Below are 26,150 nucleotides of genomic sequence, written 5' to 3' on the forward strand. Positions count from 1 at the left end.
GCCGAGCGGGGCTCAGGCGGTGGTCTCGTGGGTGACGGTCATCGTGCGGTCGCCGAAGCGGACGCTGTCGCCGTCGAGCAGGGTGGAGGGTCGGCCGGGCGAGAGCGACTTCGAGACGCCCTTGCGCACGACGACGGAGCCGTTGGTGGAGCCGCGGTCCATGACGACGAGGGCGCCGTCGGGCACCACCTGGAACTGGGCGTGCGTCTTGGAGACCGACATGTCGGAGGAGCGCAGCGGGACGAGGTGGGCGACGTCCTCGCCCTGCCGGGGCTCGGGGCGGCGTCCGACGAGCGTGAGGCCCTGGACGACGAACGACTCGCCGGTGTCGAAGCTGACCCGCCAGCGCGCGGACTGCGGGGTCTGCTGCGGCGACGTGGCGGCCTGCTGGGCGCCGGCGGGCGTGCGGCGCTGGGTGGGGCCGCTGATGACGTCCTCGCCCGGGGTCTCGGGTGAGGCGACCGGCGGCGGCCCGGCGCGGTGGGACGGCGTCCGCGGCGGCGCGGCCGGGGGCATGCCGGGCGGAGGCGCCTGCGGCGGCGCCTGGGGCGGCCGGCCCTGCGGAAGTCCCTGAGGCGGGCCCGGCGGCGCACCCTGCGGTGGGCCGGACGGCGGGCCGGGCGGGCGCGGCGCGACCACCGACTCCGGCGGCGGCGAGGGCAGCAGCCGCATGGCGGTGAGGTTGACGATCTGGCGCGAGCGGGCGTCGTCGTCGCCGATCGGCTCGGGCGCGGGGCGGACGTCGACCACGACGGCGTCGGCCATGCGGTCGTGGCCGCCGCGGCGTCGTCCGGTGGGGTCCATGACCGCGGTCCAGGCCAGCGTGGCCAGGCCGAGGCCGAGCGTGGGCAGGGTGAAGATGCCCAGGACGGCGGTGCGCAGCAGCGCCCGCGGGAACCCGATCGGCTTGCCGTCGGCGTCGCGCACCACGCGCAGCCCGACCAGCTTCTTGCCCGGCGTGACCCCGGCCAGGCCGAGCATCAGCGCGAAGACCACCGAGACCAGGACGACCGTGCCGACGATGGCGCCGATGCCGGCCCACAGCTGGTCCTCGTCGATGAGGAACCGCCACGCCGCGTAGGACGCCCCGCCGAACAGCGCCCAGGCGATGAGCCGGTCGATCACGAGCGCGTAGAAGCGTCGGTCGAGCTCGGCGGCGGGGTAGGTCACCGCCTCCTGGGGAGGGGAGGTCGTCATGCGGGGTTCTCTGACGGTCGCAGGGTCAGGGGTTGGTCACCGAGATGGTGACGCCGTCGCCGAGGTTGATGGTGGCGCCGGGGATGAGCTGGACGGCGATGCCGGGCTTGAGGTCCTCCGGCGGCAGGCCGGGCTGCTCGAGCACGGTGCCGTTGGTGGAGCCCATGTCGGTGACGACCGCGCTGCCGTGGTCGGCGCCCGACCCGGGCCGCACCTCGATGTGCGTGGAGGAGATCTCGTGCAGCGGGCTGGGCACGGTGACCAGCTTGGGCTGGTCGGTGGAGGTGAACCGTCGCGCCTCGGGCGCCCGGCCGATCAGCACGACCCGGTCGACCTCGATCGTCTCGCCGCTGCTGATGACCAGCTTCGCGACGGGGCTGACGACGCTCGGCGCCATCGGCTGGCCGGGGATGCCCGGCTGCGGCCGGGAGAACTCGAGCGGGCTGACGCCGGCGCGGGTGAGGCCGTCGTGGTCGAGCACGCCCTCCTCCTCGCCCGTGGCGGGCTCGCCCGAGGGCGGCCCGAAGCCCGGCGGCGGACCCGGGGGCGGCGGCGGGCTGGACGGCGGCGGGCCCGGCGGCGCGGACGGCGGGGCGAAGGGCGGCGGGCTCGACGGGGGGCCGGACGGCGGACCCGAGGGCGGCGCGGACGGCGGGCCGTCGGGCCACGCGGGCGGGGCCGGCGGCGCGGACGGGCCGTCGGGGTCGGGCAGCGGGTCGTTGAGCGGGTCGGCCAGGGCGTCGTGCTCGCCGGGCACCCGCAGGGTCTCGCCCTCGTCGTCGAGCGGGGAGGACTCGTCGCCGGTGCCGGCGTCGTCCAGGTCGAGCAGCTCGGTGGCGGGGTCGGGTTCGGGGTCGGGGTCGGGCTTGGAGAGGTCGAGGCCCACCGGCGGGGTGGACTCGTCGTCGTCCGCGGCGGGCCCGGCCGGCTCGTCGGCAGGCTCGTCACCGGGCTCGTCAACGGGCTCGTCGAGCGGCTCAACGGGCTCGTCGTCCGCGTCGGAGCCCGCGACGACCGCCGGGGCGACGACCGCGCCGGCGGCGTCGTCGGCCTCGGTCTCGAGCTCGTCGGTGTCGACGAGCTCGCCGGTGTCGGTGCTGACGGGGGCGTAGGGCGGGTGGTCGACGCGACCGACGCGCACCAGACCGCCGTGGATGGGGAGGTCACCGGTGGCGCCCCCGTCGGACCCGCCGGACGCGTCGTGGCCGCCGCCGTCGACGGTGACGCTCACGGAGGTGACGTCGTGCAGCGTGCGCTCGACCCAGGTGGAGACCGAGGAGCCGTCGAGGTCGACCTCGTCGCCGCCGGCCACCACGTGGGCGTGCACGGACGCGCCGCGCACCAGCACCTTCGTGGGGCCGTCGCCGCTGCTGATGAGCACGAAGCCGGGCAGCGAGCCGAGGCCGGTGGCGAGCAGCGCCTCGAGGACGTCGTCGAAGCCGGCCCCGTCGTCGATGCGCGACCACAGCTCGCCGACCCGGGCCTTCTCGGAGGCGGGCAGCAGGAGCGTGGTGGCGGCGCCGAAGACGCCGAACCAGGTCCCGGGACGATACGACCAGGTGCCGGCGCTCGCGCCGGTGGCGTGGTCGGAGTTGCTCTCGCTCACGGCAACGCTCCCAACTTCTGCTCGAGACTCACGCGTTGCGCGTCGGAGTCGTAGGGTCGATCGTCGGCCAATCCCACCACATCGACGACCACCGCCGTGGCGTTGTCTGCTCCACCCGCCTCGACGGCGGCGGCGACCACCCGGTCGGCCGCGTCACGGGGGTCGGAGGCGGTGGCCATGATGTGGCCGATCACCGCGTCGTCGATCATCCCGCTGACGCCGTCGGAGCAGAGCATGAGGCGCTCGGCGCCCGAGAGCGGCAGCACGAAGTAGTCGGCCTCGACCGGGCCCTCCCCGCCCAGTGCGCGGGTGATGACGTGGCGCTCGGGGTGCACCGCGGCGGCGTCGGCGGTGATGACGCCGGCCTCGACGAGCTCCTGGACGACGCTGTGGTCGACGCTGACCTGCTCGAGCACGCCCTCGTTGAACCGGTAGATGCGGGAGTCGCCGAGGTTGGCCAGCAGCCACTTGGTCTCGCGGGACTGCTCGATGAGCAGCGCGACGACCGCGGTGGTGCCGGCGGAGAAGTCGGCGGCGCCCCGGGCGCGCTGCTCGTCGTCGTACGCCGCGATGCGCGCCTGCGCCTCGCGCAGCGTCTCGGCGACGATCTCGGGGCCGCGCAGGTGGTCGTAGCCCTCGTCGGCGAGGCGCGCGAACTCCTCGACGACGATGCGGCTGGCGACGTCGCCGCGGTCGTGCCCGCCCATGCCGTCGGCGACGACGAAGACCGGTGGGGCGACGAGGAAGGAGTCCTCGTTGACCTCACGCACCTTGCCGACGTCGCTGGCCGCGCCGTGGTGCAGCTCGACTCCGGTCACGGGCGGCCCGCTCCGCCGGACGGGGCACTGGCTAGGTTGACGAGGATGGCGACAGGGACGGCGGACGCGGCCGGGTTCCGCTCACTGGCCGACCAGCTGCGCAGCTGGCCGGACGAGCGGCTCTCGGGGCTCCTGCTCGCGCGCCCTGACCTGACCACACCCGCCCCTCACGACATCGGACACCTGGCGTCCCGGGCCACCGTCCGTGCCTCGCTGTCGCGGGCGCTGGACGCGTTGACTCGGCTCGAGCTCTCCGTCCTTGATGCCCTGGTCGTCGCCGGTCAAACCACCGCCGCCGACGTCCGGGGCATCGTGCACGCCGACCCTAGTGCGGTCGACCGGTCGCTCGCACGCCTCCTCGACCTCGCGCTCGTGTGGCAGGCCAGCGGCGGGCTGCGCACGGTGTCCGGAGTGGCTGACGCGCTGGGCGCGGGGCCCGGTGCGAGCGGGCTGCGGCCGCGCTCGCCCGACCCGCTGCCGCCGTCCGAGGTCGAGGCCCGCCTCACCGAGCTGTCGCCGCGGGCCCGCACGATGATCGAGCACGTCGTGGCCCACGGCGGCGAGGCCACCACCGGCGAGGCGCGTCGCACCGTGCTGCCCGAGGACGCCGCGACGCCGGCCGAGGAGCTGATCTCGCGGCGGCTGCTGGTGCCGACCGGGCGCGACGACCGCCCGGTGTGGCAGGCGCCGGGCGAGGTGGGCCTGGTGCTGCGCGGCGGCCGGACGACGACCGAGCCGGTCGACGAGGTGCCGCCGGTGGCGACGTCCGAGCGGTCGGCGAACCTGGTCGACCGGGCGGCGGCGGGCTCGGCCGACGAGGCGGTGCGGCGCGTCGAGCTGCTGCTCGACCACTGGGGTGCCGAGCCGCCGGGCGTGCTGCGCAGCGGCGGGCTGTCGGTGCGCGACCTCAAGGCCGTGGCCGGGCTGCTCGACGTCGACGAGCCGGGCGCGGCGCTGCTGGTCGAGACCGCGGCGGGCGCGGGGCTGCTCTCCAGCCGCGCCGACGCCGACGGCGACCCCGTGTGGGTGCCCACCGACGCCTTCGACGAGTGGACGGCGTCCCCCGCGGCCGAGCGGTGGCTGACGCTGGTGCGGGCCTGGCTCGCGAGCCCGCGGCTGCCGGCCCTCGTCGGCGGCCGCGACGTGAACGGCAAGGCGTGGAACGCGCTGGCTCCCGAGCTGGCCTCGCACGCGATGACCGAGTCCCGCGCGGGCACGCTGGCCGCGCTCGCCGACCTGCCGCCGGGCGAGGTGCTGGCGCCGACGACGGGGCTGCCCTCGCTCGTGGAGCGGGTCGCCTGGCACCGGCCGCGGCGTCCGCGCTCGCGCACCGAGCAGGTGGCGTGGACGGTCACCGAGGCGGCGGCGCTCGGCCTCACCGGGCTGGGCGGGCCGGCGTCGTACACCCGGGTCCTGCTGGCCGGCGACGACCCGACCGACGCGCTCGCGGCGCTGCTGCCGCAGCCCGTCGACCACGTGCTCGTGCAGGCCGACCTGACCGCCGTGGCACCGGGGCCGCTGGAGTCCTCGCTCGCGCGGCGGCTGCAGCTGGTGGCCGACATCGAGTCGCGCGGCGGGGCCACCGTCTACCGGTTCAGCCGCGGCTCGGTGCGGCGGGCGCTCGACGTCGGCTGGACCGCCGCCGAGATCCACGCCTTCCTCGACGACGTCTCGCGCACGCCGGTGCCGCAGCCGCTGACCTACCTCGTCGACGACGCCGTGCGCACCTTCGGCACGGTGCGCGTGGGGGCCGTCGAGTCGTTCCTGCGCGCGGACGACGAGTCGGCGCTCAGCGAGCTGCTCGCGCACCCGCGGGCGGCGGGCCTCGGCCTGCGCCGCATCGCGCCGACGGTGCTGGTGAGCACCACGCCGGTCGACGTGCTGCTGCCGCGGCTGCGCGAGCTCGGCACCGCGCCGGTGGTCGAGGCGGCCGACGGCACGGTGCAGGTGCTGCGACCCGACGTGCTGCGCGCGCGCACCCCCCGGCCCCGGCCGGCGCCGGGCAGCCTGTCGGCCCACGAGACGGCGCGGGTGGCGGCGGCGGTGCGGGCGGTGCGCACGGGCGACCGGGCCGCGGCGGCCCGGCCCGCGGCGACCGCCACGCCGTTGACGCCGTCCGGCTCGCTGGCCGCGCTGCGCGAGGCGATGGAGGCGGGGACGACGGTGGTGGTCGGCTACGTCGACAACCAGGGCGTCTCGGCCGAGCGCGTGCTCGACCCGGTGCGCATCGAGGCCGGCACGCTCTCGGCGCACGACCACGGCGCGGGCGAGGTGCGGGCGTTCGCGGTGCACCGCATCACCACGGTGCGGCCGCTGGCCGACGGCGAGCCGGTCAGGGGCGGCTGACGGCGCCGCGGCGCCAGACCCGCCAGGCGATCACGACGCCGGCGCCCTCGACCAGCACGACGGCGGGGACGAGGGGCAGCGACCCGGCGACGGCCAGCCAGGTGAGGGCGGTGGCGGCGAGCAGGACGCCGAGCACGCGGCCGGCGGGAGGGTCCGGCGTCCACCGGTCGTCGCTCGCGCCCCACCAGCCGTGCGTGCGGCGCCGGCGGCGCAGCAGCAGGCCCACCCAGCCGGCGACGCCGAGCAGCCCGGCGGCGACCAGGCCCGACAGCACCGCGCCACGGGCGCCGAAGAGCACCGAGACGATGCGGCCGTCGTGCACGGCGGGGTCGAACGACAGCGCGACCGGGTCGCCGTCCCAGTAAGAGACGGTGACGTCGTCCTCGCCGATGCGCTCGCGCGAGCGGCCCGGCACCGGGCCGACCTCGACCTGGCCGGGCACGAGGGCGCCGCCCACCTCGGTGATGCGCCACTCGGTGTCGTAGGTCTCGTCGAGGCTGTCGATGCGGGTGAGGTAGCGGGTGGCGGTGTCGAGCTCGCCGCGGTCGTAGGCCACCTGACCGCGCACGTCGTCGACGGCGTCGACCAGGCTCGCCACCGCGAGCAGGCCGGCCCCGACCGCCACGGCCAGCAGCACCGCGGGGACGGCGTGCCAGCGCGGCGGGCGGGTCGCCGTCGTCCGCGTCGTCGTGGCCGTCACGCCCGCAGTCTCGCAAACGGTGCCTCCGTAGGATCGTGCGGTGAGTGATGGGCCCCTGATCGTCCAGTCGGACAAGACGCTGCTGCTCGAGATCGACCACGAGAAGGCGGCCGAGTGCCGGCGCGCGATCGCCCCCTTCGCCGAGCTCGAGCGCTCGCCCGAGCACGTGCACACCTACCGCCTCACCTCGCTCGGGCTGTGGAACGCGCGGGCCGCCGGGCACGACGCCGAGCAGGTCGTCGACACGCTGCTCACCTACAGCCGCTACTCCGTGCCGCACTCGCTGCTGGTCGACGTGGCCGAGACCATGGCGCGCTACGGCCGGCTGCGGCTCGAGAAGCACCCCGTGCACGGGCTGGTGCTGGTGAGCAACGACCGGCCGGTGCTCGAGGAGGTGCTGCGGGCCAAGAAGGTCGCCGGCATGATCGGCGCCCGCGTGGACGACGACACCGTGGTCGTGCACGGGTCCGAGCGCGGCAACCTCAAGCAGGTGCTGCTCAAGCTGGGCTGGCCGGCCGAGGACTTCGCCGGCTACGTCGACGGCGAGGCGCACCCGATCGAGCTCGACCAGTCGGGCTGGACGCTGCGCGACTACCAGCGCGACGCCGTGGAGTCGTTCTGGCACGGCGGGTCGGGCGTCGTCGTCCTGCCCTGCGGCGCCGGCAAGACGCTGGTGGGCGCGGCCGCGATGGCGGAGGCGAAGGCCACCACGCTGATCCTGGTGACCAACACCGTCAGCGCGCGGCAGTGGAAGGACGAGCTGCTCCGCCGCACCTCGCTGACCGAGGACGAGATCGGCGAGTACTCCGGCTCCGCCAAGGAGGTCCGGCCCGTCACCATCGCGACCTACCAGGTGATGACGACCAAGCGCGGCGGCGTCTACCGCCACCTCGAGCTGCTCGACGCCCGCGACTGGGGGCTCGTGGTCTACGACGAGGTGCACCTGCTGCCGGCCCCGATCTTCCGGATGACGGCGAACCTGCAGGCGCGGCGGCGCATCGGGCTCACCGCGACCCTGGTGCGCGAGGACGGCCGCGAGGGCGACGTGTTCTCGCTCATCGGCCCCAAGCGCTACGACGCGCCGTGGAAGGACATCGAGGCGCAGGGCTGGATCGCGCCCGCCGACTGCGTCGAGGTGCGGGTGAGCCTGCCGACGTCCGAGCGGCTGGCCTACGCGACGTCCGAGCCGGAGGAGCGCTACCGGCTCGCCGCGTGCACCCACGAGAAGGTGCAGGTGGTGCGCGACCTCGTGGCCGCGCACCCCGAGCGGCCGACCCTGGTGATCGGGCAGTACCTTGAGCAGCTCGACGAGCTGGCCGAGCGGCTCGACGCCCCGATCATCACCGGCGAGACGCCGGTCAAGGAGCGGCAGCGGCTCTTCGACGCGTTCCGCTCCGGCGAGGTCATGCTGCTGGTGGTCTCGAAGGTCGCCAACTTCTCCGTCGACCTGCCCTCGGCCGAGGTCGCCATCCAGGTGTCGGGGTCGTTCGGCTCGCGTCAGGAGGAGGCCCAGCGCCTCGGCCGCCTGCTGCGTCCCAAGGACGCCGGCCGCTCGGCGCACTTCTACACCGTCGTCTCCCGCGACACCGTCGATGCCGACTTCGCCCAGCACCGCCAGCGGTTCCTGGCCGAGCAGGGCTACGCCTACCGGATCGTGGACGCCGAGGACCTGCCGGCCTGAGCCGGTCGGCGCACGTTCTCGAGGCGGGCCCGACCCCACGGACCTCACCGGTGGTCGGGCGTCTGCGCGAGCGTCGCCGAACGCCCATCGAGACCACACGGACCCTGAGCCTGTCGAAGGGCCCTCCGGTGGTTGAGCAGCGAGCCCAGCGAGCGTCGTCGAAACCACCGGCCCTCCACGTGAACGTTCGCGAGCGCTGTCCCTTCGACAGGCTCAGGGTCCGTGCGGGCGCGTTGCCGCTGACGGTGCGAGGTCTCGAGGCTCGGCCGTGGCCGGCCTCGCACCTCGACCACCGTGAGACCGACTCCGGTGGTTGAGCAGCGAGCGTCTGCGCGAGCGTCGTCGAAACCACCGGCCCACCAGGCCAGCCCGACCCACGGACCCTGAGCCTGTCGAAGGGCCCTCCGGAGTTCTCCACAGGCCATCGAACACACCAGCGGTTGTCAGTGGCCGGCGATAGAATCGGCCCATGCCGACCACCATCCAGACCCCCCGCGTGAGCAGCGACCCGCTGCTCGACGCGGTCGAGTCCGTGGTGGCCGAGCAGGCCCGGGTGGACGTCGCGAAGCTGCGGGCCGTGCTCGCCTGGGCCGCCGACCACACCACCACCGACGCCGACTACATCACCGACACCCTCGCCGAGCCAGGCCTCGAGGTCGCCGGCCCCGGCGCTCCCGTTGTGCTCGAGTGGGCGGCCCTCGACCTCGCTGCCGTCATGGGCGTCTCCACCGACTCCGGCCTGCGCTACCTCGGCCACGCCCTCGAGCTGCGCCACCGCCTCCCCCGCCTCCACGCTCGCGTGATCGCGATGGAGGTGCCGGTGTGGCGGGCGTTCCGCGTCGCCGAGCACACCGTGATCCTCAGCAAGGTCGGTGCCGCGTTCGTCGACCAGGCCCTGGCTCCGTTCGCGCACGACCTCTCGCTGGCCCAGATCGAACGGACGACGGCCGCCGCGATCACCCGGTTCGACCCCGCCGAAGCAGAACGCCGACGCCAGGAAGCAGCCGAACGCCGGGGCGTCGACATCCGGTTGAACGGGCTCGACGTCCCGATCAACGGCACCGTCGAGATCGCCGCCACCCTCGACGCCGCCGACGCGATCGACCTCGAAGCCGCCGTCCGCGCCGGCGCCCAGCAGCTCGCCGACCTCGGATCTGTCGAGACCCTCGACGTCCGCCGCTCCCACGCGCTCGGCGAGATGGCCCGCGCGCAGCTGGCCCTCGACCTCGACACCGAGCCCGGTTCGGGACGCGGGATGACGCTGTACGCGCACCTCGACGCCACCGACGTCGCCGTCCTCGACAACACCCAGACCCCCGTGCTCATCGAGCAGATCAAGCAGTGGTGCGCCGTCCCGGGCACCAAGGTCACCGTCCGACCCGTCCTCGACCTCAACGTCGGCAAGTCCAGCGACGCCTACCGCCCCAGCCCGACCGTCGCCGACCACGTGATGCTCCGCGACCGGCACTGCGTCTTCCCGCGCTGCACCAGACGACGGGTCGATCTCGACCACATCCACCCGTTCGAGTCCGGCGGCCCGACGTCCACCTTCAACCTCGCGCCGCTGTGCCGACGGCACCACCGCGCCAAGACCCACAGCCACTGGCGCTACCGGGTGCTCGAACCCGGGCTCTACGAGTGGACCAGCCCCACCGGACGCACCCACCTCGTCGACCGACGCCGACGACCCTGACCGCCCCACACCCCGCCCCGGCGGGGCTATCGGCGCGCGTTGGGGCCCTTCGACAAGCTCAGGGTGCGTGCGGCCGCGTTCGCACTGACCTTCCGGGGTCTCGACGACGGCCTCGCGCAGACGCTCGGCCTGCTCGACCACCGGAAGTGACGGTAGTTGCGCAGCGAGCTCCAGCGAGCGTCGTCGAAACATCGGCCCTCCACGAGAACGTTCGCACGGGGCGCCCTTCGACAAGCTCAGGGTCCGTGCGGGTGCGTTCACGTTGACCGCCCGGGTCTCGAGGCCCGGCCGTGGCCGGCCTCGCACCTCGACCGCTACCAGCGGGGGTGGATCTGCTCGCGGAGGTGCTCGTCGTAGAGGGCGGTGACGCCGTCGAGGAAGGTGGCGGGCAGCTCGACGTCGGCGGCGGCGGCGTTGGCGCGGGCCTGGTCGGGGCGGGAGGCACCGGGGATGACGGTGGTGACGCCGGGCTGGGCCGTGCACCAGGCGAGGGCGGCCTGGGCGGGCGTGACGTCGTCCGCGAGGTGCTCGCGCACCAGGTCGCCGAACGCACCGGCCGCGCGCAGGCCGGTCTCGTAGTCGACGCCGGAGAACGTCTCGCCCACGTCGAAGGCCGAGCCGTCGCGGTTGTACTGGCGGTGGTCGTCGGCGGCGAAGGTGGTGTCGCGGTCGAAGCGGCCGGTGAGCAGGCCCGAGGCGAGCGGCACGCGGGCGATGATCGCGACGCCGGCCTCGGCGGCGGCCGGCAGCACCTCGTCGAGGGGCTTGAGGCGGAACGCGTTGAGGATGATCTGCACCGACGCCACCCCCGGCCGCCGAATCGCCGAGAGCGCCTGGTCGCACGTCTCCACGCTCACGCCGTAGGCCGCCATCGTGCCGTCGGCGACGAGCGCGTCGAGGGCGTCGTAGGTGGCGTCGTCGTCGATGACCGCCGACGGCGGGCAGTGCAGCTGCACGAGGTCGAGGGTCTCGACGCCGAGGTTGCGCCGCGACCGGTCGGTCCAGGCGCGGAACGCCTCGGGCGTGTAGCTGTCGGGCACCTGCTCGGCGCGGCGTCCCATCTTGGTGGCCACGAAGACGCCGGGGTGCTCGGCGGCGAAGGACCCGACCAGCCGCTCGCTGCGGCCGTCGCCGTAGACGTCGGCGGTGTCGAAGCAGGTCACGCCCGCCTCGGCGGCCGCGCCGAGGACGGCGCGGGCGTCGTCCTCGCTCACCTCGCCCCAGTCGGCGCCCAGCTGCCACGTGCCCAGCCCCACCACGGACAGCTCCCGACCCAACCGGCCGGCCTCGCGTTGCTCCATGCCCGACACGCTAGCCAGCCCCAGGGCGCGGCGCCGCGCCCGATCGGGCCTGCCGCCGTCGGAGCCCCGCGACCAGGCCCGCCAGCTGCTCGGTCAGCACCGTCTCGAGGGCCGCGGCCCGCTCGGGGGTGAACGCCGGACGGTGCATCCCCTCCTCGGCCCGCTCGAGCCACCTGACCAGCGCCTCGTCGTCGGGGCCGTCGGCGGCGGCCGACGTCTCGCCGAAGCGTCGGCGGCTCGTGGCCGGCCACGCCGCCTCCAGCAACGGCACCTCGACGGGGTCCAGGTGGAGCGCCAGCCGCTCGACGGCACCGAGGAGCCGCGGCAGCAGGTGCCGACGCGACGCGTAGCAGAGGACGGTGGGCGGCTCGGAGTAGTCCCAGACCGAGAGCCGGCCCCGTCCGCCGAGCCGGCGCCGCGCCCAGGGAACGAACGCCTCGCCCAGGTCGACGTCGAGCCGCACAGCCTGGCGCAGCGCCCGGAGCCGGAGCTCGAACGACCGCGACCCGAAGCAGGAGCGGACGACGTCCGCGGCGCCGCCACCGACGTGCACCACGAGAGCGCCCATAGCGGCCGCACGGACCGCGGCGGGCTCGTCGCCCAGCGCCGCGGACTCCAACGCGTCGACGACCGCCGGGCTCGTCGGCACTCCCGCCAGCCAGCCGAGGGTCTCCTCCCGCTCGTCCGTGCCGCGAGCCACCGGCCACACCGACGCCAGCTCACGCAGGAGGTGCGCCCGCTCGTCGTCCACGGTCGCGGGCGCGCTAGTCGGCGGTGTCGAACGAGGCGCGGTAGGCCTCGAGGGCGTCGCCGCCGGCGGTGAGGGCGGACTCGAGGTCGACCAGCAGGGGGGCGGCGCCGTCGACGGTGTCGGCGCGGCCGAGCTCCTCCAGGGCGCCGGCGAGGCGGGTGACGACGGGCAGGCCGAGGTTGCTGGCGCTGCCCTTGAGGCTGTGGGCGGTCTCGCTGAGACGGGTGGGGTCGCCGCCGTCGACGGCCTCGTGCAGGGCGGCCAGCACCTCGGGACGGCGGCGCACGAAGTTGCCGATGGCCCGCTCGAGGTAGGGGATGGCGGCGTCGCCGAGCTCGAGCAGCTCCTCCAGGCGGGCGGGGTCGAGGTGCTCCCCCGACCCCTCGGCCGACGCCGGCTGGGGCTCGGGCACGGGGTCAGGCTCGGGCTGGGACTCGGGCAGGACGACGACCGGGTGCGCCGGCTCGGGCACCCACAGGTCGAGCGTCGCGGCCAGCACCGTGGGCGAGACCGGCTTGGTGATGAAGTCGTCCATGCCGGCCGCGAGGCACTTCTCGCGCTCCCCCGCCACCGCGCCCGCGGTCATGGCGATGATCGGCAGCCGGACGCCGTCGGCGGCGCCGGCCTCGTCGCGCCGCAGCGCGCGGGTCGTCTCGTAGCCGTCGAGGCGGGGCATCTGCACGTCCATCAGCACCGCGTCGTAGGCGCCGCCGCCGCGCACCATCTCGAGCGCGACCAGCCCGTCGTCGGCGGTCTCGACGGCGAAGCCCTGCGCCTCGAGGAACCCGCGCGCCACGAGCTGGTTGATGTGGTTGTCCTCCACGACCAGCACCCGGCCGCGCGCGCCCGCCTGCGGCTTGTGGACGACGGTGGGCTCGTCGCGCGGCCCGTCGCGGTCGAGCAGCGTCAGCAGCACGTCGCGCAGCGTGGACGACGGCACCGGCTTGGTCAGGCAGGCGGTGACGCCGGCGTCGCGCAGCGCGTCGTCGGCCGGGGTGTGCGACGAGGTCAGCATCACGATCGGAACCTCGGGCGGGTAGCCGGCGGCGCGGACGGCGGCCGCCACCGACAGCCCGTCGCGCCCGGGCATCGCCATGTCGAGCAGCATCGCGTCGAACCCCCGACCCTGCTCACCGGCCCGCGCCAGGGCCGCCATCGCGGCCTCGGACCCGTCGGCGGAGGTGGCCTCGACGTCCCACCACGACAGCTGCTCGACCAGGATCAGCCGGTTCTGCGGGTTGTCGTCGACGACGAGGATGCGCGAGTCGCCGAGCACCTCGCGCGCCCGGGCGAGGACGGCGTCCTGGTCGTGACCGGTGGCGGCCCCGAGCCGGGCGGTGAACCAGAACGTGCTGCCGAGGCCGGGCTCGCTCTCGACGCCGATCTCGCCACCGAAGGCCGCCACGATCTCGGCGCAGATGGCCAGGCCGAGCCCGGTGCCGCCGAAGCGGCGCGTGGTGGAGGTGTCGGCCTGCGTGAACGGCGCGAAGATGTGCTCGCGCTGGTCGGCGGGGATGCCGACGCCGGTGTCGCGCACCTCGACGCGCAGCATCCGCTCGCTGCCGAGCGGCTCGACCGACGGGTCGTCGACGGCGGTGGCGCGGATGCTCACCGACCCCTCGGTGGTGAACTTGACCGCGTTCGAGCCGAGGTTGAGCAGCACCTGCTTGAGCCGGGTCGGGTCGCCGGAGAGCACGTCGGGCACGTCGGGGCTGCACGAGACCTGCAGGTCGATGCCGCCGGTGCGCGCGCTCTCGCCGAGCACGTTGCCGACCTCGGCGAGCACCTCGCGCACCTCGAAGTCGACCCGCTCGACCTCGAGCCGGCCGGCCTCGATCTTGGAGAAGTCGAGGATGTCGTTGATCAGGTCGAGCAGCGAGCGGCTCGAGATCGTGATGCCCGAGACGAGGTGCTGCTGGCGGTCGTCGAGCGGGGTGGCGCCGAGCAGCTCGTTGAGGCCGATGATGCCGTTGAGCGGGGTGCGGATCTCGTGGCTCATCGTGGCCAGGAAGTCGGACTTGGCCTGCGAGGCCTCCAGCGCCCGGTCGCGCGCGTCGGCGAGCAGCCGGCCGGCCTCCTCGCGCTCGGCGACCCGCCCGATCAGCTCGGCCGCCTGCGCGGCGAGGTCCTGGATCATCTCGTGGCGCCACAGCGGCGGCAGCGAGGTGATGGTGACGACGGCGAGGATGCGGCCGTCGAGCCGCACCGGGAAGGCCAGCGTCAGCCGGTGCAGGGGGTCCCACACCGCCTCGCCGCGCCGGAAGCACTCGTCGGCCGTGGTCTGCTCGATCGCGGCCGCGGTCGGGTCGTCCTCCTCGACGTCGAGGTGCGGCACGAGCCGGGTGCGGTCGGGGGCGGGCACGAAGGCGCGGGCGCGGTGCCAGTCGTCGTGCAGGACGACGAGGTCGCGCGCCTGCAGCAGCAGCTCGTCGAGGCTCTCGGCCTCGTTGGCCGCGGTGGCGACGGCCTGCATGAGCGAGTTCTGGGTGACGAGGTCCTGCAGCTGGTCGGCGGTGTCGCGGGCACGGGTGATGTCCTGGTAGGTGCCCGAGACCTCGACGAGCCGGCCGTCGGCGTCGTAGGTGCCCACCGCTCGCAGCCGCACCCACATCCAGCCGTGCTGGCCGAGCTGGCGCACCTCGATGTCGGCCTGGTGGTCGCTGCCGTCGCGCAGGTGGGCGACGGCCTCGGTGAGCCGTTCCTGGTCCTCCGGGTGCGTCATCGCCATGATGCGCCCGACGTCGAGGCTGAGGAGGTCGTCGATGCGGTCGCCGTACAGCTCGGCGAGGCCGGCCGAGTGCGACGTGCCGCCGTGGACGACGTCCCAGGACCAGCTGCCGCTGCGGGCGATGCGCTCGGCGCGCAGCAGCTGCTCACGGCTGTCGCTGATCTGCTCCTGCAGCCGCTTGTTCTCGTCGTTGTCGGTCAGGCGCAGGACGACGCCGGTGATGCGGCCGCCCACGACCAGGCCGGTCTGCCGCAGCCGCACCCACAGCGGCGTGCCGTCGGCGCGCACCAGCATCGTGTCGACCTCGCGGTCGATGAACTGGCCCTCGGCGGCCCGCGCCAGGTAGACCGCCGACTGCTGGGCGCCCTGCTCGTCGAGGAACTCGTGGATGTTGCGGCCGGCGAGGCCGCCGAGCCCGAGCAGCGTCTCGGCGCTGGCGTTGGCGTAGCGGATGCGGCCGTCGAAGGCGAGGGTGACGATGCCGTCGGTCAGCGAGCCGACGATCTGGCGCGACAGGTCGGCGTCGTCGTCCACCCGGCGCCACCTCCGTCCAGTACTCCCGTCCGGCCCCACGGGTCCGTCGCGTGGCGGTCAGGTTACCGCCGGGTCTCCGCGCCGAGCAGCCACCGCAGCGCGTCGGGGAACAGGACGCCGAGGTGGTTGGGATCGTGCCCGCCGTCGCCGAGCACGAGGCGAGTCTCGTAGCCGGACGCGACGAGCGCGGCGGCGACACGCAGGTTCTCGACGAGCCAGTTGTCCTCGGGCTCGTCCCAGCCGAGGTCGCGGTGGGCGGCGTGCAGGAAGACCCGCAGCGGACGCCGCGGCTCGGCCGCGAGGAGCGCCGGGTAGGGGTTGCCGCCCGGCATCTGCGCGAAGCTGGCCAGCGAGCAGAGCGCGCCACCGAGGACGTCGGGCCGGTGCCAGGCCGCGGTGAGCGCCGCGTTGCCGCCGCTGCTGAAGCCGCCGACGACGCGCCGGGCGGGGTCGTCGGCCAGGGCCCAGCGTCGTCCGACCTCGGCCAGCACCTCGTCGGCCAGGTAGGTGGCGAGGCGGTCGTCGGCGGCGTCGTACTCGACGTTGCGCTGGCGCGGGGCCGGGCCGTCGGCGGGGTCGACGAAGACGCCGAGGGTGGGCGGCAGGTCGCCCGCGTGCACGAGGTTGTCGAGCACCACGCCGCCGCGCACCTCCTCGCCCGGGTCGAGGCAGTAGCCGCCGTCGAGCACGACCACCACGGACGCCGGCACGCTCGGGTCGAGCCCGGCGGGCGCGTGCACCCGCACCCGCCGCTGCGTGCCGGGGTAGGCGGCGCTGTCGCTCCACCCGAGGTCGGTGACCGTGCCGGGCGGCACGCCGGGCCGCGGCGAGGAGTCGGGGCCGTGGGCGTGGCGGACGCCGTCGACCCCGGTCGGCAGCGCGCGGAACGGCAGCTCGGCGTCCATCCGGCGACGGTAGTGCGCGGCGGCCCGCTCAGTCCTCGACCGGGCGGACCTCGACGACCGGGTGGGCCTCGAGCAGCACGCGCGCGGCGTCGAGGAGGGCGTCGTGGTCGTCACAGCGCACCAGGAAGAAGCCCGAGAGCTGCTCGACCGACTCGGCGTAGGGGCCCTCGGTGACCACCGCAGCACCGTCGGCGCCGCGGGTGAGGGTGCGGCCCAGACGGCTGTCGGCGAGGCCGGCGCCGCCGGTGATCGCACCGCCGCGCTCGGCCAGCGCGCGGGCGAAGGCGGCGTCGACGTCGAAGGTGGCCTGGTGGTCGGCCTCGGAGCCGGCGGCCCAGGCCACCTCGTCGTCGGCGGGGAACAGCACGACGTAGTCGCTCTGCTGGCTCATGGCACGTCCTCTCGATCGGGGTCGGTCACGAGGATGACGCGCGACCCCGGCCGGGATCGACAGCGACCCGTGGGCTCAGGCGAGCCGGGCGTCGACCGCCTCGGGGCTGAGCGCGTGGTCGAGGGCCATCGCGGCGCAGCCGACCAGCCCGGCGCGGTCGCCGAAGGTGGCGGGCAGGAAGCGGAGGTCGCGGGTCGCGAGGGCGGTGGCCCGGGCGTAGACGCTCTCGCGCACCCCGGCGGTGAAGACGTCGAACGCCGCGGCCATGTCGCCGCCGACCACGACGGCCTGCGGGTTGAGCAGGTTGAGCGCGACCGCGAGCACCTCGCCGAGACGTCGTCCGCTCTCGCGCAGCAGCGCCTTGGCCTCGGCGTCGCCGTGCTGGGCGAGCGCGACGAGGTCGCGCACGTGGCCGACGTCGTGCCCGGCCTCGCGCAGGCGGCCGACGAGGGCCCAGCCGCCGGCGAGCGTCTCGAGGCAGCCGGTGTCGCCGCAGCGGCAGGCGAGCCCGGCGGCGTCGTCGACCTTGGTGTGGCCGATCTCGCCGGCCGCGCCGAGGTGCCCGGTGACCACGCGGCCGTCGGCGATGATGCCGAGCCCGAGGCCGGTGCTGGCCTTGACGACGAGCAGGTCGGCGAACCCGGCAGCCCGGCCGAGCCGCTCGGAGCGGGCCAGCACGTCGGCGTCGTTGCCCGCGTGCACCGGTGCGGACGACGCGTCGGCCAGCGCGGCGGCGAGGTCGACGCCGTCCCAGCCGGCCATGGCGGGCGAGTCGATCGCGAGGGCGCGCACCGGGTCGACGGTGCCCGGCAGGCTCACGCCGATGCCGAGCACCCGGCCGGCCTCGACGCCCCGCGCGGCGAGCAGGTCGCGCAGACCGGCCGCGGCGGCGGGCATGACGACGTCGGGCGGGGCGCCGACCTCGTGGTCGAGCGAGGACGCCGCCAGCTCGCCGCCGGCGAGGTCGAAGACGCCGAGCTGCGAGCGCGAGCGACCGATGGCGGCGGCCAGCACGACGCCGGCGGCGCCGTTGAAGGCGAGCCCGGCGGCGGGACGGCCGCCGGTGGAGGCGAGCTCGTCGGCGGAGGTGACCAGCCCGGCGTCGGCGAGCGCCGAGACCCGGGCGACGACCGCGGTGCGGCTGAGGCCGGTGAGCCGCACGAGGTCGGTGCGGCTGCTCGCCCGCCCGTCGCGGATGAGCTGCAGCACGTCTCCGGCCGACCTCACGACGTCCACCATAGTCACGGTTTACCGAACTTTCATCTCCAAAGTGCGTAAGTCTGCTTGCACAGAGTCATATCGCGACCTACCGTCGGTCCGGTGACCCTTCCCGCCACCGAGCTGCTCGACGGCCTGCCGCCCTGCGACTTCGTCGTCGTGGGTGCCACGGGCGACCTCGCGCTGCGCAAGCTGGTGCCGGCGCTCTACCACCGCGACCGCGAGGGCCAGCTGGACCCCGCCACCCGCATCGTGGGCGTCTCGCGCACCGAGGTGGACGACGACGGCTACCGCGACCTGCTGCGCGAGGCCCTGGCGCGCCACGTGCCCGCCGCCGACCTCGAGCCCGCCGCCGTCGACCGCCTGCTCGCCCGCGTGCACCACCTGACCCTCGACTCCGCCTCGCCCGACGACTGGCACCTGCTGGCCGGCCTGCTCAAGGACGTGCCCGGCCCCCACCGCGCCGAGCGGGTGCGCGTGTTCTACCTCGCCGTCGCCCCCGCGCTGTTCGGCCCGACCTGCGGCCGACTCGACGAGGTCGGCGCCATCGACGCCACCTCGCGCGTGGTGCTCGAGAAGCCGATCGGCACCGACCTCGCGTCGGCCCGCGAGGTCAACGACGCCGTCGGCTCGGTCTTCGCCGAGCACCAGGTCTTCCGCATCGACCACTACCTGGGCAAGGAGAGCGTCCAGAACCTGCTGGTCACGCGCTTCGCCAACACCTTCCTCGAGCCGCTGTGGAACTCGCGCTGGGTCGACCACGTGCAGATCACCGTGGCCGAGACGCTCGGCGTCGGCGCCCGCGGCGGCTACTACGACCGCTCCGGCGCGCTGCGCGACATGGTGCAGAACCACCTGCTGCAGCTGCTCTGCCTGGTCGCCATGGAGCCGCCGACCTACGTCGGCCGCGAGACCGTGCGCGACGAGAAGCTGAAGGTGCTGCAGGCGCTGCGCCCCATGACCGGCGAGGACGTCGACCGCGACACCGTGCGCGGCCGCTACACCGCCGGCCTGGTCGACGGCGTCCCCGCGGCGTCGTACGACGACGACCTCGGCCTGGCCCCCGGCGAGCGCAGCAGCACCGAGACCTTCGTGGCGCTGCGCACCGAGGTGCAGAACTGGCGCTGGGCCGGCGTCCCGTTCTACCTGCGCACCGGCAAGCGGATGGACCGCAAGGTCAGCGAGATCGTGGTGGTCTTCAAGCGGCCGCCGCACGCGATGTTCCCGCACAGCGAGGGCGCCACGACGCCGAACCGGCTGCACATCCAGGTGCAGCCCGACGAGGGCATGCGCCTGCACCTGACGGCCAAGGAGCCCGGCCCGGGCGGCATCCGGCTGCGGCCGGTCTCGCTCGACCTCAGCTACGCCACCGCGTTCAGCCAGCGCAGCCCCGACGCCTACGAGCGTCTGCTCATGGACGTCATCCGCGGCAACCCGACCCTGTTCATGCGCCGCGACGAGGTCGAGGCCGCGTGGACGTGGGTCGAGCCCGTGCTGCGTCGCTGGGAGGCCACCGCCGACCGGCCCCGCCGCTACCCCGCCGGCACCGCCGGCCCCACCGCCGCCGCCACGCTGCTCGAGCGCGACGGCCGACACTGGCAGGAGCCGGACCTGTGACCCACACCCTCGACTTCACCGTCGCCGAGGTGACCGCGCGGATCGTCGCGCGCAGCCGCGAGACCCGCACCGCCTACCTCGCCCGCACCCGCGCCGCCGCCGACCAGGCCGGCCGCGGCGCGGCCCGCGCCGGCCTCGGCTGCGCCAACCTCGCGCACGGCTTCGCCGCCGCCGAGGACGACGACAAGGTGGCCCTGCGCGGGCGCACCAAGCCGAACCTGGCCATCGTCACCAGCTACAACGACATGCTCTCCGCCCACCAGCCCTACGGCGAGTACCCGCCGGTGCTGAAGAAGGCCGTCATCCGGGCCGGCGGCATCGCGCAGGTGGCGGGCGGCGTCCCGGCCATGTGCGACGGCATCACCCAGGGCCGCGCCGGCATGGAGCTCTCGCTGTTCAGCCGCGACGTCATCGCGATGTCGACCGCGATCGCGCTCAGCCACGACATGTTCGACGGCGCGCTGATGCTCGGCGTGTGCGACAAGATCGTGCCCGGCCTGCTCATCGGCGCCCTGTCGTTCGGCCACCTGCCCACCGTGTTCGTGCCGGCGGGGCCGATGGCCTCGGGCCTGCCCAACGGCGAGAAGGCGAAGGTGCGCCAGCTGCACGCCGAGGGCCGCGTCGGGCGCGACGAGCTGCTGGCCGCCGAGGCGGCGTCCTACCACTCGAAGGGCACCTGCACCTTCTACGGCACCGCCAACTCCAACCAGCTGCTCATGGAGGTGCTCGGCCTGCACCTGCCGGGCAGCTCGTTCGTGAACCCCGGGACGGCGATGCGCGAGGCCCTCACCCGCGCCGCCGCACAGCGGGCCGTGGCGCTGACGCCGCAGGGCGGCGAGCCGACGCCGATCGCCGACATCGTCGACGAGAAGGCGATCGTCAACGCCTGCGTCGCGCTGCTCGCGAGCGGCGGCTCGACCAACCACACGCTGCACCTCGTGGCGATCGCCCGGGCGGCCGGCATCCAGCTCACGTGGGCCGACCTCGCCGACCTGTCGGCCGTCGTCCCGCTGCTGTGCCGCATCTACCCCAACGGCACCGCCGACGTGAACCACTTCCACGCCGCCGGCGGCATCGGCTTCCTCGTCGCGACGCTGCTGCGCGCGGGCCTGATGCACGACGACGTCACCACGATCATGGGGCGCGGCCTGCACCTCTACACCCGCGAGCCGCGCCTGGTCGGTGACGAGCTCACGTGGGAGGAGGGCCCCAAGGCCAGCCTCGACCGCGACGTGCTGCGGCCGGCCGACGACCCGTTCTCGCGCACCGGCGGCCTCGAGGTGCTCACCGGCCCGCTCGGCACCGCGGTCATCAAGACCTCCGCCGTCGCCGACCAGCACCGCGTGGTCACCGCGCCGGCGATGGTCTTCGACGACCAGGCCGCCTTCCTGCAGGCCTTCGCCGACGGCGAGCTCGACGGCCGCGACCTCGTCGCCGTCGTGCGCTACCAGGGCCCGGCCGCCAACGGCATGCCCGAGCTGCACAAGCTGACCCCCGCGCTCGGCGTCCTGCAGGACCGCGGCCAGCGCGTCGCCATCGTCACCGACGGCCGCATGTCGGGCGCGTCGGGCAAGGTGCCGGCCGCCATCCACGTCACGCCCGAGGCCGCCGTGGGCGGACCGCTCTCGCGGGTGCGGGACGGCGACCTGGTCACCGTCGACTCCGAGCGCGGCGTGCTCGGCCTCGAGACCCACGACGGCGCCGACCTCGCCCGCCGCGAGCCCACCGGCCGCGCGCCGGAGGGCCCGGAGTGGACCGGCACCGGACGCGAGCTGTTCGCCGTCTTCCGCGCCACCGTCGGCGCGGCCGACGCCGGCGCCAGCGTCTTCCCCGCCCTGCCGACCCCGTCCGCGCCCACGGAGGTGCCCGTTGCCTGAGTCCCCGCTGCCCCTCGCGTCGTCGCTGCTCGACGTCGTCCCGGTGCTGCCGGTCGTCGTCGTCGAGCGCGTCGAGGACGCCGTCCCGCTGGCCCGCGCGCTCGTCGCCGGTGGGCTGCCGGCAATCGAGCTGACGCTGCGCACGCCCGTGGCGCTCGACGCCATCGAGGCGATCGCGGCGCAGGTGCCCGAGATCCTGGTCGGCGCCGGCACCGTCGTGGCCGCCTCGCAGGCCAAGGAGGCCGCCGACGCCGGCGCCCGCTTCCTGGTCTCGCCGGGCAGCACGCCGTCCGTGCTCGCCGCGATGCGCGAGACCGGCCTGCCGTTCCTGCCGGGCACCGCCACCGCCACCGAGGTGATGGCCGCGCTCGAGGCCGGCTGCACCGAGCTCAAGCTGTTCCCGGCCGAGGCGGTCGGCGGCCGCGCCCTGCTGAAGTCCCTCGCCGGCCCGCTGCCCGCCGCCCGGTTCTGCCCCACCGGCGGCATCACCGCCGCCACGGCGTCCGACTACCTCGCACTGCCCAACGTCGGCTGCGTCGGCGGGTCGTGGCTGACGCCGGCGGCCGCCGTCGCCGCGGGCGACTGGGACGCCGTCACCGCGCTCGCCCGCGAGGCCGCCGCGCTGCGCTGACCTCCTCGCCCCGGGCCTGCGCCCGGCCGACGGGGTCGGTCAGGCGGCGTCGCGGACCGTGATCGGGATGGTCTGCCTGCCGTCGGCGGTGCGCACGCGCAGGTAGAGCCTCTCGGTGCCCTCGCGGCGGCCGTCGCGCGCGACCGGGATCGTGAGGGTCGCGGAGTCGCCGCCCGCCCGGATGCGCTGGCTCACGTAGACGTAGCTGCGGTACAGCGGACGACGCGGGCGCACCCGGTCGGTGAAGTCCTCCATGAACGCCGCCGGCACGTCGGCCTGGCGCAGGTTCTCGCCGGGCCCGCGGACGACCTCGGCGACCGCGTAGAGCTCGTAGTCGGCCGGCGCCGTCGTGCGGAACCTCAGGACGACGTCCTGCCCCTCGCGCACCGTGCGCCGCGGCACCGAGACCCGCAGGTCGGCGTCGGGGTCGTCGTCGGTGATCCGCAGCCGGCCGAGGTAGTCGTCGGTGGTCAGGCCGCGCATGCCCCACGCGGCGAGCTGCACGTCGATCGGCTGGTCGTCGAGACGGTCGGCGGTGTAGGCCACCGGGATGGTGCCGCGGGTCTGGCCGGGGGCGACGTCGACGACGAACCGGTTGCGGCTGCCGCGCTCCTGGCCGGCGGTGAGCACCACGAACTTCGAGGGCCGGGTGACGGTGCCGGAGATGGTGAACGGCACGCGGGCGAGGCGGTCCTCCTCGCGGCGGTCGCCGGCGGGGTCGCCCTCGGGCACGGTGACGGTGCCGAGCGAGACGGTCGGCATCCGCTGCGCCGGGGCCGCGGGCGTCGCGGCGGGGGCCGCGGCCAGGTCGGCCACCCACACGTGGCCGCCGCCGTCGCCGCCCAGCAGCTCGACCGAGCGGACGTCGCTCGCGTCGAGCCCCGAGGCCGACGACGCGTCGGCGTACAGAGACTGCGCCCACATCTTGGTCAGGTAGCGCTTGCGCAGCAGCGGCGCGACGCGCGGGCCGCCCTCGGGCACCACGACGGCGGTGCCGCCCGAGCCGTCGGTGAGCCGCAGCCGCAGGTCGATCGGCCCGTGGTCGGGGTCGAGGATCGTGCGCAGCTCGAGCCGGTCGACGCTCAGGTCGAGCGGCGTGGAGAAGCGCAAGCCGCCCACCGCGCCGGCGCGTGACCACGACATCTCGAAGAACGTGCGGGCCGGCGTCCCCTCGCCCTGCGGCACCCAGTGCGGCGTGACGGCGTCGTCGATGTCGCGTCCGCACGCGGAGACGTCGAACGGGGTGTAGGTGGTCACGCCGGCGCACAGCTTGGTCTCGGCGCGGCCGTTGGCCAGCGTGGGCGTGGCCTCGATGCCCGGACGGCGCTCGTCGCGCCCGCCGCCGATCGCGTGGCTGCGCACGTCGGCGTCGCCGATCGAGGGCACGGTGACGTGCGAGCCGTCGAACAGCGGCAGGTAGTCGGACCCGTCGGTGGCGTCGGTGAACAGCCGGACGGCGCCCGCGACGTAGGCCTTGCCCACCGCGCGCTGCTCGGCGGCCGAGAGCCGGCCCGGGTGGCGGCGTCCGCACACCTGGCCGGCCCCGCCGCCCCAGTCGTCGGACGACGGCGCGGCCGCGATGCCCGGCGTCCACTCGGTGTTGAAGAAGTTGTGGTTGGCGCCCATGACCAGCACCGAGCTCTTCAGCGAGGTGTCGTCGTTGGTCAGGTCGCGCCCGACGTCGGTGAACTTCTGGCCCTGGATGTCGAAGACGTCGCCGTCGCAGTAGGGCAGCACGGTGACCGTCGGCACGTAGGGCGCGGTGTGGCTGGCGAAGTCGGTGGGGGCGAGCAGCACCTGCCCGGCGATCGTGTACGGCGCGCCGGCCGGCACCTGGATCGAGGCGCGGTCGACGCCCTCGCCGCCGCGGCTGTGACCGACCAGGACGACGCGCGAGAGGTCGACCTGGTGCTCGGCGGCGAGGTCGGCCCAGTGGTCGAGGTGGCGGCGCACGATCTGGGCGCGCGCGTCGGCGCCGCCGTCATCGAGGCGGTAGTCCTGGGCGTTGATGCCGTTGACCCGCACCGAGACGGTGGCGTAGCCCTGCGAGGCCAGGAGTCGCTGCACGTAGTCGTAGCCGAGCTGGCTCGGGATCTCCTCGAAGCGGCCCGAGCACGGCCAGCGGTCGGAGTAGGCGTCGGGGTCCGTCGGGTCGTAGCAGACGCCGTGACGGCCGTGCAGGAACAGCACGAGCGGCCGCGGGCCCGTGGCGGCGTCGGCCGCCGGCTCGACGACGTGGCCCACCATCTCGATCGGCTCCGGCATGCCGCGCAGCTTCACACCGGGCAGCTCGTAGTCGCTGGTGACGGTGCGGAAGGGGCCGGGGGTGGCGGGGTCCGCGGCGGGCAGCGGCGTGGTCGGTGGGGCCGCGGAGACCGGCGCGCGGGCGCCGGCGGCGGGGTCGAAGCCGGGCTCGTCGAGCCGGTCGCCCGACAGGACGACGTCGAGGTCGGCCGCCCGGGGCGCGGCGTCGGCGGTGACGACCGTCTGCACGGTGCGGCCGGCGGCGTCGACCGTGGGCTCGGCGAAGTCGAGGCCGGCGCCGGTGACGACCGGCCGGTCGGTGTTCGTCGGGAGCCGGGTGGGCGAGGTCCAGGTGACCTCGTAGCGGCCCTCGCCGAGCGCCGTGACCCGCCAGGCGCCGCGGTCGCGGCCGGGCTGGTCGGCCGGGTCGGGCTCGTCGGCGGGGGCGGAGGCCGGCGCGGTGCGCGCGGCCGGGGCCGCCGGGGCGGCGGGAGCGGTCGTCAGGGCGAGGCCGGCGACGACGGGCACGGTGGCGAGGGCGAGCAGGCGCGTTCGCACGCGCTGAGGGTAGGGCCGCATGAAGGTCGAGACGCGCTGGAGGGCCGAAAGGTTGCGGCCGCTCCCGACCCGAGTCGTCCCGACGGGGGGACGCCGTCGGGCCGGGCCGCGCGACGTCCGTACGCTGGGGGCCCGTGAAGGTGCTGCTGCTGGAGAACATCCACCCCGTCGCCGTCAGCCTGCTCGAGCAGCACGGCTTCGAGGTCGAGCTGCAGGCGGGCGCGATGAGCGAGGACGAGCTCGTCGCCGCCCTGCCGGGCGTCGCGCTGCTCGGCATCCGCTCGAACACCACGATCACCCCGCGCGTGCTCGACGCCGCCGACGACCTGCTGGCCATCGGCTGCTTCTGCATCGGCACCAACCAGGTCGACCTGCCCGCGGCGGCCGAGCGCGGCGTCGCCGTCTTCAACGCGCCCTACTCCAACACCCGCAGCGTGGTCGAGCTCGTCATCGGCGAGATCATCGCCCTCGGGCGGCGCCTGCCGGAGAAGACCCAGCGCATGCACGAGGGCATCTGGGACAAGTCGGCCAAGGGCAGCCACGAGGTGCGCGGCCGCACGCTCGGCATCGTCGGCTACGGCAACATCGGCACGCAGCTCTCGAACGTGGCCGAGGGCCTCGGGCTGCGGGTGATCTTCTACGACACCGCCGACCGGCTCGCCCACGGCAACGCCCGCCGGATGACGAGCCTCGACGCGCTGCTCGCCGAGGCCGACGTCGTCTCGCTGCACGTCGACGGCCGCCCGGGCAACGCCGGGTTCTTCGGCGACGAGCAGTTCCGCAGGATGAAGCCGCGCTCGATGTTCATCAACGCCTCCCGCGGCATGGTGGTCGACGACGTCGCGCTGCGCGAGCACATCCTGTCCGGCCACCTCGCCGGCGCCGCGCTCGACGTCTTCCCGGTCGAGCCGAAGAAGCAGGGCGACGAGTTCACCTCCGTGCTGCGCGGGCTCGACAACGTCATCCTCACCCCGCACGTGGGCGGCTCGACCCAGGAGGCGCAGGAGGAGATCGGCTGGTTCGTGGCCGGCAAGCTGGCCGGGTTCGCGCACGAGGGGCGCACCGAGCTGTCGGTGAACCTGCCCGCCGTGCAGGCCCCGCCGCTGGTCGAGGGCTCGCGCATCGGCTACCTGCACCACAACGTGCCCGGCGTGCTCGCCGAGGTCAACGCCCGCCTCGCCGAGCAGGGCGTCAACGTCACCGGTCAGTACCTCGCCACCCGCGGCGAGCACGGCTACGTCGTCACCGACGTCGCCGCCCCGCTGTCGGCCGACGCCACCGCCGCCCTCGCCACCTCGCCCCACACGATGTGGCTGCGGGCGTTCGGGCCGCGGGAGCAGTAGCGCGCCGCTAA

18 protein-coding genes are annotated in these 26,150 nt (G+C 75.1%); 7 read left to right on the plus strand and 11 right to left on the minus strand.

Going from position 1 to position 26,150, the window contains the following annotated elements:
* Positions 1–12: 12 nt before the first annotated feature.
* From ABEA04_RS20170 to ABEA04_RS20180, 3 genes are read right to left on the minus strand one after another with little or no spacing between them, the layout of a single operon-like run.
* Entirely contained in the window at positions 13–1,197 is a 1,185-nt protein-coding gene (locus tag ABEA04_RS20170) for an RDD family protein (protein WP_345463100.1), read from the minus strand.
* 25 nt (positions 1,198–1,222) lie between these two features.
* On the minus strand, positions 1,223–2,803 hold the full coding sequence (locus ABEA04_RS20175; protein WP_345463102.1) for an FHA domain-containing protein: 1,581 nt from the start codon (positions 2,801–2,803) through the stop codon (positions 1,223–1,225).
* Positions 2,800–3,621, minus strand: coding sequence for a PP2C family protein-serine/threonine phosphatase (locus tag ABEA04_RS20180; RefSeq protein WP_345463105.1), 822 nt, complete (start codon positions 3,619–3,621; stop codon positions 2,800–2,802). Before ABEA04_RS20180 ends, ABEA04_RS20175 begins: the two co-directional genes overlap by 4 nt.
* A gap of 45 nt (positions 3,622–3,666) precedes the next feature.
* Between ABEA04_RS20180 and ABEA04_RS20185 the strand changes: the two genes are divergently transcribed.
* Positions 3,667–5,967: a helicase-associated domain-containing protein gene (locus ABEA04_RS20185; protein WP_345463108.1), complete on the plus strand. Its 2,301-nt coding sequence runs from the start codon at positions 3,667–3,669 to the stop codon at positions 5,965–5,967.
* On the opposite strand, the gene ABEA04_RS20190 is transcribed toward ABEA04_RS20185, so the two are convergent.
* Positions 5,954–6,667, minus strand: coding sequence for a hypothetical protein (locus ABEA04_RS20190; RefSeq protein WP_345463110.1), 714 nt, complete (start codon positions 6,665–6,667; stop codon positions 5,954–5,956). The genes ABEA04_RS20185 and ABEA04_RS20190 overlap by 14 nt on opposite strands.
* Positions 6,668–6,707: 40 nt before the next feature.
* On the opposite strand from ABEA04_RS20190, the gene ABEA04_RS20195 reads away from it, so the two are divergent.
* Both ABEA04_RS20195 and ABEA04_RS20200 read left to right on the plus strand, forming a co-directional pair.
* On the plus strand, positions 6,708–8,348 hold the full coding sequence (locus tag ABEA04_RS20195) for a DNA repair helicase XPB (RefSeq protein ID WP_345463112.1): 1,641 nt from the start codon (positions 6,708–6,710) through the stop codon (positions 8,346–8,348).
* 469 nt (positions 8,349–8,817) lie between these two features.
* The gene (locus tag ABEA04_RS20200) at positions 8,818–10,041 is read left to right on the plus strand and encodes an HNH endonuclease signature motif containing protein (RefSeq protein ID WP_345463114.1); all 1,224 of its coding nucleotides are present in this window, start codon (positions 8,818–8,820) and stop codon (positions 10,039–10,041) included.
* A 314-nt stretch (positions 10,042–10,355) separates the two neighbouring features.
* Here ABEA04_RS20200 and ABEA04_RS20205 read toward each other — a convergent pair whose 3' ends face one another.
* The 6 genes from ABEA04_RS20205 to ABEA04_RS20230 all read right to left on the minus strand — a co-directional run bounded on the left by ABEA04_RS20205 (position 10,356) and on the right by ABEA04_RS20230 (position 17,878).
* Complete coding sequence (locus tag ABEA04_RS20205) at positions 10,356–11,342, minus strand: aldo/keto reductase (protein WP_345463117.1); 987 nt, start codon at positions 11,340–11,342, stop codon at positions 10,356–10,358.
* 10 nt (positions 11,343–11,352) lie between these two features.
* A complete protein-coding gene (locus ABEA04_RS20210) occupies positions 11,353–12,042 on the minus strand; it encodes a hypothetical protein (protein WP_345463121.1) in 690 nt (229 codons plus the stop codon).
* 64 nt (positions 12,043–12,106) lie between these two features.
* A complete protein-coding gene (locus tag ABEA04_RS20215) occupies positions 12,107–15,355 on the minus strand; it encodes a response regulator (protein WP_345463124.1) in 3,249 nt (1,082 codons plus the stop codon).
* 62 nt (positions 15,356–15,417) lie between these two features.
* Entirely contained in the window at positions 15,418–16,260 is an 843-nt protein-coding gene (locus tag ABEA04_RS20220) for an alpha/beta hydrolase (protein WP_345463127.1), read from the minus strand.
* A 28-nt stretch (positions 16,261–16,288) separates the two neighbouring features.
* The gene (locus ABEA04_RS20225; protein ID WP_345463129.1) at positions 16,289–16,651 is read right to left on the minus strand and encodes a YciI family protein; all 363 of its coding nucleotides are present in this window, start codon (positions 16,649–16,651) and stop codon (positions 16,289–16,291) included.
* Positions 16,652–16,726: 75 nt separating this feature from the next.
* The gene (locus ABEA04_RS20230) at positions 16,727–17,878 is read right to left on the minus strand and encodes an ROK family transcriptional regulator (RefSeq protein WP_345463131.1); all 1,152 of its coding nucleotides are present in this window, start codon (positions 17,876–17,878) and stop codon (positions 16,727–16,729) included.
* A gap of 93 nt (positions 17,879–17,971) precedes the next feature.
* Here ABEA04_RS20230 and zwf point away from each other — a divergent pair, with 93 nt between their 5' ends.
* The 3 genes from zwf to eda are packed head-to-tail and all read left to right on the plus strand — an operon-like array spanning position 17,972 to position 21,994.
* Positions 17,972–19,486 (plus strand): glucose-6-phosphate dehydrogenase, encoded by a 1,515-nt coding sequence (zwf, locus tag ABEA04_RS20235; RefSeq protein WP_345463134.1) that lies wholly within the window; start codon positions 17,972–17,974, stop codon positions 19,484–19,486.
* Positions 19,483–21,363, plus strand: a complete 1,881-nt coding sequence (gene edd, locus ABEA04_RS20240) for a phosphogluconate dehydratase (RefSeq protein ID WP_345463137.1) — start codon at positions 19,483–19,485, stop codon at positions 21,361–21,363. The genes zwf and edd overlap by 4 nt, the downstream gene beginning before the upstream one ends.
* The gene (eda, locus tag ABEA04_RS20245; RefSeq protein WP_345463140.1) at positions 21,356–21,994 is read left to right on the plus strand and encodes a bifunctional 4-hydroxy-2-oxoglutarate aldolase/2-dehydro-3-deoxy-phosphogluconate aldolase; all 639 of its coding nucleotides are present in this window, start codon (positions 21,356–21,358) and stop codon (positions 21,992–21,994) included. The genes edd and eda overlap by 8 nt, the downstream gene beginning before the upstream one ends.
* Before the next feature lie 39 nt (positions 21,995–22,033).
* On the opposite strand, the gene ABEA04_RS20250 is transcribed toward eda, so the two are convergent.
* A complete protein-coding gene (locus ABEA04_RS20250; protein WP_345463143.1) occupies positions 22,034–24,796 on the minus strand; it encodes a hypothetical protein in 2,763 nt (920 codons plus the stop codon).
* Between the two features lie 134 nt (positions 24,797–24,930).
* Between ABEA04_RS20250 and serA the strand changes: the two genes are divergently transcribed.
* Positions 24,931–26,139 carry a phosphoglycerate dehydrogenase gene (gene serA / locus ABEA04_RS20255; RefSeq protein WP_345463146.1) on the plus strand — a complete coding sequence of 403 codons (1,209 nt, stop codon included), beginning with the start codon at positions 24,931–24,933 and terminating at the stop codon, positions 26,137–26,139.
* The last annotated feature ends 11 nt before the right edge of the window (positions 26,140–26,150 follow it).

The sequence above is a fragment of the Nocardioides marinquilinus genome, from assembly GCF_039543705.1.
Lineage (GTDB): Bacteria > Actinomycetota > Actinomycetes > Propionibacteriales > Nocardioidaceae > Nocardioides > Nocardioides marinquilinus.

Bases quoted from the DNA above. Each gene is read 5' to 3' on its own strand.
- ABEA04_RS20170 (WP_345463100.1), bottom strand. From the start codon at position 1,197: ATGACGACCTCCCCTCCCCAGGAGGCGGTGACCTACCCCGCCGCCGAG.
- ABEA04_RS20185 (WP_345463108.1), top strand. From the start codon at position 3,667: ATGGCGACAGGGACGGCGGACGCGGCCGGGTTCCGCTCACTGGCCGAC.
- ABEA04_RS20200 (WP_345463114.1), top strand. From the start codon at position 8,818: ATGCCGACCACCATCCAGACCCCCCGCGTGAGCAGCGACCCGCTGCTC.
- ABEA04_RS20205 (WP_345463117.1), bottom strand. From the start codon at position 11,342: ATGGAGCAACGCGAGGCCGGCCGGTTGGGTCGGGAGCTGTCCGTGGTG.
- ABEA04_RS20220 (WP_345463127.1), bottom strand. From the start codon at position 16,260: ATGGACGCCGAGCTGCCGTTCCGCGCGCTGCCGACCGGGGTCGACGGC.
- ABEA04_RS20225 (WP_345463129.1), bottom strand. From the start codon at position 16,651: ATGAGCCAGCAGAGCGACTACGTCGTGCTGTTCCCCGCCGACGACGAG.